Annotated in this window: 5 protein-coding genes, 8 tRNA genes, 2 rRNA genes and 1 other RNA gene; 3 read left to right on the forward strand and 13 right to left on the reverse strand. The window is 46.7% G+C overall.

The genetic code is table 11. The features are described 5' to 3' along the window. The 10 genes from H1S01_RS19180 to H1S01_RS19225 all read right to left on the reverse strand — a co-directional run. Positions 1-342 (reverse strand): 16S ribosomal RNA (locus H1S01_RS19180); the annotation flags it as partial. A gap of 371 nt (positions 343-713) precedes the next feature. Continuing rightward, positions 714-788: transfer RNA gene (locus tag H1S01_RS19185), tRNA-Arg, on the reverse strand. Between the two features lie 26 nt (positions 789-814). Then, an RNA gene (gene rnpB / locus H1S01_RS19190) (RNase P RNA component class B) lies at positions 815-1196 on the reverse strand. A 53-nt stretch (positions 1197-1249) separates the two neighbouring features. After that, positions 1250-1326 (reverse strand) — tRNA-Arg (locus tag H1S01_RS19195). Positions 1327-1347: 21 nt separating this feature from the next. After that, positions 1348-1423 (reverse strand) — tRNA-Thr (locus H1S01_RS19200). Positions 1424-1432: 9 nt separating this feature from the next. Continuing rightward, positions 1433-1523 (reverse strand) — tRNA-Ser (locus tag H1S01_RS19205). A 27-nt stretch (positions 1524-1550) separates the two neighbouring features. Further along, a tRNA-Ser gene (locus H1S01_RS19210) sits at positions 1551-1644 on the reverse strand. A 38-nt stretch (positions 1645-1682) separates the two neighbouring features. Continuing rightward, positions 1683-1758: transfer RNA gene (locus H1S01_RS19215), tRNA-Met, on the reverse strand. Positions 1759-1765: 7 nt separating this feature from the next. After that, positions 1766-1840 (reverse strand) — tRNA-Asn (locus tag H1S01_RS19220). Positions 1841-1859: 19 nt separating this feature from the next. Continuing rightward, positions 1860-1935, reverse strand: a tRNA-Ile gene (locus tag H1S01_RS19225). Between the two features lie 553 nt (positions 1936-2488). On the opposite strand from H1S01_RS19225, the gene H1S01_RS19230 reads away from it, so the two are divergent. Next, positions 2489-3715 (forward strand): MFS transporter, encoded by a 1227-nt coding sequence (locus H1S01_RS19230; protein ID WP_207732423.1) that lies wholly within the window; start codon positions 2489-2491, stop codon positions 3713-3715. Positions 3716-3778: 63 nt separating this feature from the next. Here the strand turns inward: H1S01_RS19230 and ppnP are convergent, their stop codons facing one another. Next, positions 3779-4054 (reverse strand): pyrimidine/purine nucleoside phosphorylase, encoded by a 276-nt coding sequence (gene ppnP / locus H1S01_RS19235; RefSeq protein ID WP_188042005.1) that lies wholly within the window; start codon positions 4052-4054, stop codon positions 3779-3781. Between the two features lie 257 nt (positions 4055-4311). Here ppnP and H1S01_RS19240 point away from each other — a divergent pair, with 257 nt between their 5' ends. Then, a complete protein-coding gene (locus H1S01_RS19240) occupies positions 4312-6009 on the forward strand; it encodes an alkaline phosphatase (protein WP_243237447.1) in 1698 nt (565 codons plus the stop codon). A gap of 72 nt (positions 6010-6081) precedes the next feature. On the opposite strand, the gene H1S01_RS19245 is transcribed toward H1S01_RS19240, so the two are convergent. Then, on the reverse strand, positions 6082-6882 hold the full coding sequence (locus H1S01_RS19245; RefSeq protein WP_188042006.1) for a methyl-accepting chemotaxis protein: 801 nt from the start codon (positions 6880-6882) through the stop codon (positions 6082-6084). Positions 6883-7493: 611 nt separating this feature from the next. On the opposite strand from H1S01_RS19245, the gene H1S01_RS19250 reads away from it, so the two are divergent. Beyond that, positions 7494-8036 carry a DUF4825 domain-containing protein gene (locus tag H1S01_RS19250; protein WP_188042007.1) on the forward strand — a complete coding sequence of 181 codons (543 nt, stop codon included), beginning with the start codon at positions 7494-7496 and terminating at the stop codon, positions 8034-8036. Positions 8037-8246: 210 nt separating this feature from the next. Here the strand turns inward: H1S01_RS19250 and H1S01_RS19255 are convergent. Next, positions 8247-8345 (reverse strand): 23S ribosomal RNA (locus tag H1S01_RS19255); the annotation flags it as partial.

An 8345-nucleotide genomic window follows, 5' to 3' on the forward strand; every position in this document is an offset into this window, starting at 1 on the left:
GAGTCTGGGCCGTGTCTCAGTCCCAGTGTGGCCGTTCACCCTCTCAGGCCGGCTACCGATCGTCGCCTTGGTGAGCTATTACCTCACCAACGAGCTAATCGGACGCGGACCCATCCAAGAGCGGATTGCTCCTTTGGTTCCCAGAGGATGTCCTCCAGGAACGTTATGCGGTATTAGCAGCCCTTTCGGGCTGTTATCCCCCACTCTCAGGCAGGTTATCCACGCGTTACTCACCCGTCCGCCACTAAGAGCTTCCATCGAAACTTCCGCTCTCCGTTCGACTTGCATGTGTTAGGCATGCCGCCAGCGTTCGTCCTGAGCCAGGATCAAACTCTCCACAAAATAGTGTAGATAAGCTTGAGTCATGCTCTATGACATTATAACAAATCCATTCTTCTGTTTAAGCTAGCGCCTTTTCATCATGGCATACATTCAAGCTTTACGCTTAAGTATACCGACAGGACGCCCATGCTTTTCAGAAGGCTTATCCGTCCCGCTCGCGCGGGCCGAATTGACTTTGGTTTTGCACGCTTTGTTTACAACTGTTTGATTTTCAAGGACCAGATTAGCTCGTTTGCCGAGCAGAAAATTATAATATCATGGTTAATCCTCTAATTCAACTGGTATATTTAAGCATTTGTTTGCTTAACAACACCTTTTGAAAATGGACACTCTCGCAGAGTACTACGAAGATACTGACCTCGATTGAAATATGGTGCGCCCGGCAAGAATCGAACTTGCGCACCTGGTTCCGGAGACCAGTGCTCTATCCACTGAGCTACGGGCGCATATAAAAAAGTGGGGATGCAACAACTCCGATAGCCCAGGTTCTGTCCCAATGTGGTTCTAGGCTTCCCAGCCTCCCACAGAAGGGGCAATCATTTTTCTACGATCATATGTCGATCGTCCCGGCATTGATTCATTTCTCTCAGCCAGGTGCCTCTACACACTGAGTTGCTCGCTCGTGGGGTTTAGTCGTTCCACTCGTCGAGTTTCCCCGACGACTCGTCTCTATCCACTTTCAGGGTACTTGCACCATGGCCAAGTTGGCTGTAGGATGCTTTCCCCGCCGTCAATCTGCTAAAAAGCTGACTGCCCCGCCATTACGAACGGGCACGAACACTACATCCATCGCAGGATGTGCGAGCCTGGAACTTCCTCTACCGGGATTATCCCGGCAGCGATTGCCTGGAGTTATTGCCACTTTTCTTTTGTCTGTCAATTCGCTACTTCGGCACAAATAATAAAATGGCGCGCCTGGCACGATTCGAACGTGCGACCAACCGCTTAGAAGGCGGTTGCTCTATCCAACTGAGCTACAGGCACAAAAAGTTAAAAAGATGCAAATGGAGCCGATGGCCGGACTCGAACCGGCGACCTGCTGATTACGAATCAGCTGCTCTACCAACTGAGCTACAACGGCTTAAGAATATGGCGGAGTGGGCGAGATTTGAACTCGCGCTGGCCTTACGACCACTAACGGTTTAGCAAACCGTCCTCTTCAGCCACTTGAGTACCACTCCGTGTCTTAAAAATGACCTCTAGTATTGTGGCGGAGAGAAAGGGATTCGAACCCTTGAGACGAGGGTTACCCGCCTACACGATTTCGAGTCGCGCGCCTTCGACCAACTCGGCCATCTCTCCTTAGAAGTTTTCAAAACTTAATAAAGCAACACTTTATTTGGTTGCGGGGGCAGGACTTGAACCTGCGACCTTCGGGTTATGAGCCCGACGAGCTACCAGCTGCTCCACCCCGCGAAAATAATGGCTCCTCGAGTAGGATTCGAACCTACAACCTACCGGTTAACAGCCGGTTGCTCTACCATTGAGCTATCGAGGAATTATAGACCACGTTCATTTGGTGGGTCTAACAGGAGTCGAACCTGTAACCAACCGGTTATGAGCCGGGCGCTCTGCCAATTGAGCTATAGACCCAAATTTCTTATCCCTTCGCCGGGCGGAAGATTATATTAACACGCATTATCCCTTGAATCAACTGGAATTTATAGCCATGGACTTTTATTTTTTACTCATGTATATCATACGAAGAGCAAAATACGAATATAATCTTTCGCTTTTGTCTACGCTGAAAAAGAAATGTTCAAGAAAGAAAATGTATTGTCCAAGACAGGAAATATATTTTATCATATGCCCTGTGACTTTTCAACCGGAAATATCATGGAAATATTTTGTCTTTCCTTGTGATTTGAACTATTCTATGCTAATATACAATGTACTGGATATTGTCCAGCGAAAATAGATTCCTAAACATACGATTTTATCAAAAGGGTGAACTTGATGCGCAAATAATCCTATTCCATAATCAACATTCGTTATCTATCAACGAATCTGTTTTCTGGATAGGATAGGTATGCGCATTTTTATACCGTTTTTTAGTTCCCACTGCGCCAGTTCGCTCTGGTCTATGGGGCTATGTGTTCTTGCGCATTACCTCCTGTCTATGAAAATGGACGCAGGAGGTTTTTTTATGCACCCATTTCGTTCCGGTTTGTTAGCGAACCGCGTTGTTCAGGCTATCATCTTATCCGAAGTGTTTCTCCAAATCGGTATCTGGATACGCAACTTCGCCGTACTGCTCTACGTAGTAGAGATGACCGGGGAAGATCCCTTTGCCGTCTCCATGGTCTCCGTAGCGGAATACGGACCAATTTTCTTGTTCTCCTTTATCGGGGGAACCTTTGCCGACCGCTGGCGGCCCAAGAAAACGATGATCTGGTGCGAACTGCTGAGCGCTCTCTCCGTCTTCGCTGTTCTTTTCACCTTGATGACAGGGTCATGGCAAACTGTCTTTTTCTCGATGCTCTTTTCAGCGATATTATCTCAGTTCTCCCAGCCGTCCGGACTAAAGTTATTTAAGCTGCACGTCCCTGCCGAACAGGTTCAGGAAGGGATGACTTTGTACCAAACGGTGTTTTCTGTTTTTATGGTCTTTGGTCCCATTTTAGGGACGCTGGCCTATCAGAAATTGAGTATCTATGGAGCCATCGCCATTACTGGGGTCGCCTTCCTGCTTTCGGCTGCTGCCCTGTTGGTACTTTTGCCGGAGAAAGATCCCGATCAAGTTAGGGAAACTCAAACTTCGGTTCTGAGAGAGATGAAGGAAGGCATCCAATACTTGCTCTCCAAACAGGTCTTAACGCTGATGGGAGCCTGTTTTCTGGCGGCTGGATTGGCCATGGGATTGATCCAACCCCTCGGCGTATTCCTCGTCACAGAACGTTTAGGTCTAGCAAAAGAAAGTCTGCAGTGGCTGCTGACGGTATACGGGATTGGCATGATGCTCGGTGGCGGCTTATCGTTGACGATGGCGCGCAGGGTGGCTCCCCAAAAGCTGCTGGTCGTTGGTATGTTCGCAAATGCTGTTGGAATCGTGGCCACAGGGCTTTCCACCTCGTTAGGGTTGACCTTGGCGGCGCAGTTATTGAGCGGTATGTCTCTTCCAAGCATTTCGATCGGTATCAATACGATGATCATGCAAAACACGGAGAGCCAATTCGTAGGCAGGGTCAACGGGATTCTCAATCCCCTGTTTACCGGGGCCATGGTGGTTACGATGGGCATGTCCGGTGTGTTGAAGAATTACTTCTCCCTGGTCACCTTGTACCAGGCATCCGGTATTTTAATGTTCATCGGCATCTTGTTTATCCTACCGGTCTATCGCCGTTCCGCTATAGGGGAGGAAGTGGAAGCCTGATCATACAGCCAAGGCTGCGCGGCCCTGGAAAAAAGGGTCAACGTCAGTAAGACGTTGTAAGGATTAGAAATAGTAGCACAGGTAAGCGACGTCTTGCTCAGCCTCTACCACAAAGGAAACATTTTTATCGACAACAAAAAATTCGCCGCTCATGACAGTTTGCCAATCCTGGTCCGGCAATTTCACCCGCAAGGAACCTGCCGTGATAACCATTTTCTCCTGGGTTGACGTACCGAAGGTGTATTGTCCCGGTGTGATGACCCCGACGGTAGCGACTCCATTTTCCGTGTGTAACTCTAAGCTCTGTACTTTCCCGTCAAAATAGCTGTTGTGTTTCATGAAATCTCAAATCCTCCTTTTATAATCAGCCGCCGGCCCTGGGCCGCAACTTGCCACTATTATACAGTATCGATAGCATCCTGCCATCGAAAAAACAGTTTTTTCCGATTAAAAATGTAATATTGTATAGGTAAGCCGGGTGAAATCGATTTCGCCTGGCTATTTTTCTTGCCATGAACGTTTACAGAACCATAAAACCCTTTTAACATAGGCATGCTACGATTGTCTCATCACAGCGCATTAGGAGGGTTTTGAATTTGGCTACGATCCGTACAGGGATTATTGCTTCCGTGATGAGCACCGCCATTCTTCTCAGCAGCGTTGCAACTGCTGCCCCCAACGCATTTGCCGCAGATAAGTCAACTACTACATCAAATGGAAAAGCAAAAAACGTGATTTTCATGTTATCGGACGGGAATTCGATCGGGGGAACCACATTGACTCGTTGGTACGATATCATCAAGAAAAACGATCCGAATTACCGGTTGGCCCTCGACGATCCAAGTTTTGACCTTGCTTTACAACGCACTTACTGTACCAATTCCATCATTACCGATTCCGCTCCAGCTGGTACCGCCTATTCTGCCGGTTATAAAAGCGCCGACAAATTTATCAGCGTCATGCCTGATGAGGTAAAAATGCCTGGTCTACCGCCTGTCAATGAGGCCGATAAGTATAAGCCCCTGGCGACCGTCTTGGAAGGAGCTAAGTTAAAGGGCAAAGCCACCGGTATCGTCTCTACTTCCAATGTACAGCATGCATCCCCAGCTGCCATATCCGCTCACTGGTACGCACGCAGCAATTATGAAGAGATTGCGGAGCAGCAGGTATACCAGGATATAGATGTGGTCTTTGGTGCCGGTTCCAGGTATTTATCAAACCGAAAAGACGGAGAGAATCTGCTTGACGTCCTTACATCTCGAGGCTATGTCTACGCGGATACTCCCGCTTCGATGGCAGCCGCCTCTGGAAACAAGATCTGGGGCATGTTCGCCGACACCGCCATGACCCGTGATATCGATCGCGATCCTGCCAAACAGCCGAGTCTGGCAGAGATGACCAAACAAGCTATCGACACGTTGAAAAAAGACAAGGATGGTTTCTTTCTTTTTATCGAAGGCAGTGAAGTGGACTGGTCGGCCCATTCCAACGACCCCGTCGGCTTGATCAGTGACATCAATGCCTTTGACCAAGCCGTCAAAACAGCCCTGGACTTTGCCAAGCAAGATGGAAATACCCTTTTGATCGTGACCACCGACCACGGCAACGGTGGGATCACCATCGGCAGCAAGGAGACCGATGACACCTATTCTAAACTGCCGATCGACAAAGTCGTCCAACCTTTATTGAAAGCAATCAAATCGGCAGACTTCATCGCCCAGCAGCTACCGAAAGATGCCTCTGACGAACAAATCAAGGCTCAACTGCAAACATACTGGGGGATCACGGACGTGACGCCGGAGGAACTAGCCGAAGCGAAGCGTTGGCTGGCCAAAGAGGGCGTTCGAGACTACGGACTCGGTCGGATCATCAGCAGCCGGGCAAACCTGGGCTGGACGACCCACGGCCATACGGGAGAAGATGTGCTCGTCTATAGCTACGGACCAAACAAACTCTCCGGACTTATCGAAAACACCGATACGGCCAAAGCGATGGCGCAAGCGATGGGCATCAACCTGCAAGAGTTGAATAAAACGCTGTACGTGAACGCAGAAGCAGCGTTCAAACAACTCGGTGCCACCTATCGAATCGATAACACCGATGCCGCCAATCCCGTCGTCCTCGTGGAAAAGGGAACTGTAAAAGCTGAATTGCCCCTCAGCAAAGACATTATCAAGATCAACGGGAAAGAGACTCATCTTACAGGTATCGTGATTCGCGGTAAAGAAGATCGACCTGTATTCGTCCCTCAAGAAGCGATAGACCTGTTCAAAAAAGTCGTAGCTGGTAAGTAGGTAATCGGTATTACCAAGAGCCCTGGTTATGAGAGGCAAAATCCATGGCCAAAAAATGGCCATGGATTTTGTTTAGACGACAAATTCTTCGATCGTTTCACGCAGCTTTTCAAGTTTTTCAATTTTCTTATCAGAACTGTTTTTGATATCGGTGACTTTCTCTACCACGGAAGTTGTTTTTTCGGCAAGCACATTGATGCCTGAAGAACTCTCATTCACTGCTACCTTGACCTGCTGTACCGATTGCACGAGCACATTCGTAATATCTTTAAGCTGCACCGATATGGATTTAAATACTTGTATATATTCCTCAAAACGATTGGAATCGCTCTCATATCGCTCTCCAGTTTCAAGTAACTTGCCATATCCGGCGACGACTTCTTCATCAATGTATTTCACGGCGATTTCCGATGTTTTGACGAGGTTGTCTACGGCTTCTTGAACTGATGTTGCAGTCAGTTGAATATTAGTAACCGTCTCGGCAGATTCTGACGCGAGTTTTCGGATTTCTCCAGCCACAACGGCAAAACCTTTGCCACTTTCACCAGATCGAGCGGCCTCGATTGCCGCATTTAACGCCAATAGATGGGTTTGCTCAGTGATGCGTAAAATTGATTTGGTCAGTACTCCAATCTTCTCAACTTCTCGTGATTTCTCGATGGCTGTCGTTAGTTTAGTTTTAATATCAACCAGTATTTCTGATGCCTTATCATTCAAAGTTATCGCTTCATCTTTGATATCGATCGCCCGCCTACATATGTCCTGTGACAGACTCACCCCTTCTGTCGCTTTATTATCCATCGAACTCGCCAAATGACGAACATTGGCTATGACAGAGTTGATCTCATCGATCGTAGCACTCGATTCTTCCATAGCGACACTGAGTTCTCTGGTGATGTCGGAGGTCTCAATAGATTTTTCATTTAATTCATTACATAACCGATTGACTTCAACCGCGTTTAGGTTGATCTGTTCCGAAGCTTCCCTCGTCTGCCTGACGAACTTACGTACCTGTCCGTTTGTTTCATTAAGCGCTGTTGCTAAGTGACCGATTGCATCTATATTCTACGAAAAGGTTCGGAAGTCCTCCGAGTTTTCTGAAAATTAAAAACTCTTTTGTCCTTTAACTCTGTAAATGTTTTTTTGATTACTGGGCTAATTCTTTCAAAACTTCCGTCGGGTCGAATCAAATTGTTACGTATGAACTAGGGGGCGGCGTCTGGACGGGCGATTTGAACACTGCCTACCGGATCGGTCGCGGCATAAAAGCTGGTTTCCATTATTAACTCGGCAAACAGTCACAAAAAATCCATGACCTGATACAACGGCCATGAATTTTTCTCTTTCTTACTAGATCTGCTTAACTCAAAGATATATGATTTGCTTAGATTATTTTAACGCAAAGCTATTCAGACCAGTTTTTGCCTGAAAATACTAATATTAAATCACAACCATCTACTTTGGAGAAGGAGAAGGAAACTACGATGACCGGATTATTTACAATCAATCTCCGAATGAAACGGATCACCGGATTAATTGCTTTCTTGGGTTTATGTATTGGATTACTGATTTATGGTTTATCCGATAACGACTCTCCATCAAGTTCGGTATCATATATTGCGAAATCTTTATGGCAGTACAAAACCACCTACGTAGGCAATAACAGCAAGGTAGTTAATCTCCTTAGTCACCTGCCCTTTGGTGACTTACGACGAGAGGTTTCGTTACAAACGCAGCAGTCACCTTACGGAGTAACGGTCCAATATGATTTCAGTAAATTAGCTATGGAAAAGACACAGATTGAACCAATATTATACAATAACGCCATAACCATCTTTGCGCTCATTGGTAATGCCGATCAACTTACGTTCAAAGTGCAACGGACAGATACTCCAAGTGAATACCGATATACCAGAGCCGACATTCAACAAGCTTTAAATAAAGACCTCCGGGATTATACAAAAGACCTCTCAAGTTTCGAAAATTTATTAGAACAGCTCAACTATACGGGTAACCTTTCCTATTAACCGTACTAGTAACAAGAAAAAGCGGAAAAGCCAAGCACCCTCGATATCCGACTTAACACTTCTATAAAATATCCTTATGGTTGAATTTGTTATGCCACATACGGCTTTTTCAAAAACCCTAAAAAATAAGAAAAGAGGTCTATCGCCTTTAGTTGCAATAGACCTCTTTTTTATTCCTTGAAAACCACACAGAAGTAATTTGTAAAGCATAAGGTCAAGTCCTCGACCGATTCGTACCCGTCGACTAAACGCCTCACGGCGTGTACATCTCGGGCCGATCGACCAGGTCATCTTCCTGGGGTCTTACCT

The organism is Heliobacterium chlorum (assembly GCF_014502795.1).
Classification (GTDB): domain Bacteria; phylum Bacillota; class Desulfitobacteriia; order Heliobacteriales; family Heliobacteriaceae; genus Heliobacterium; species Heliobacterium chlorum.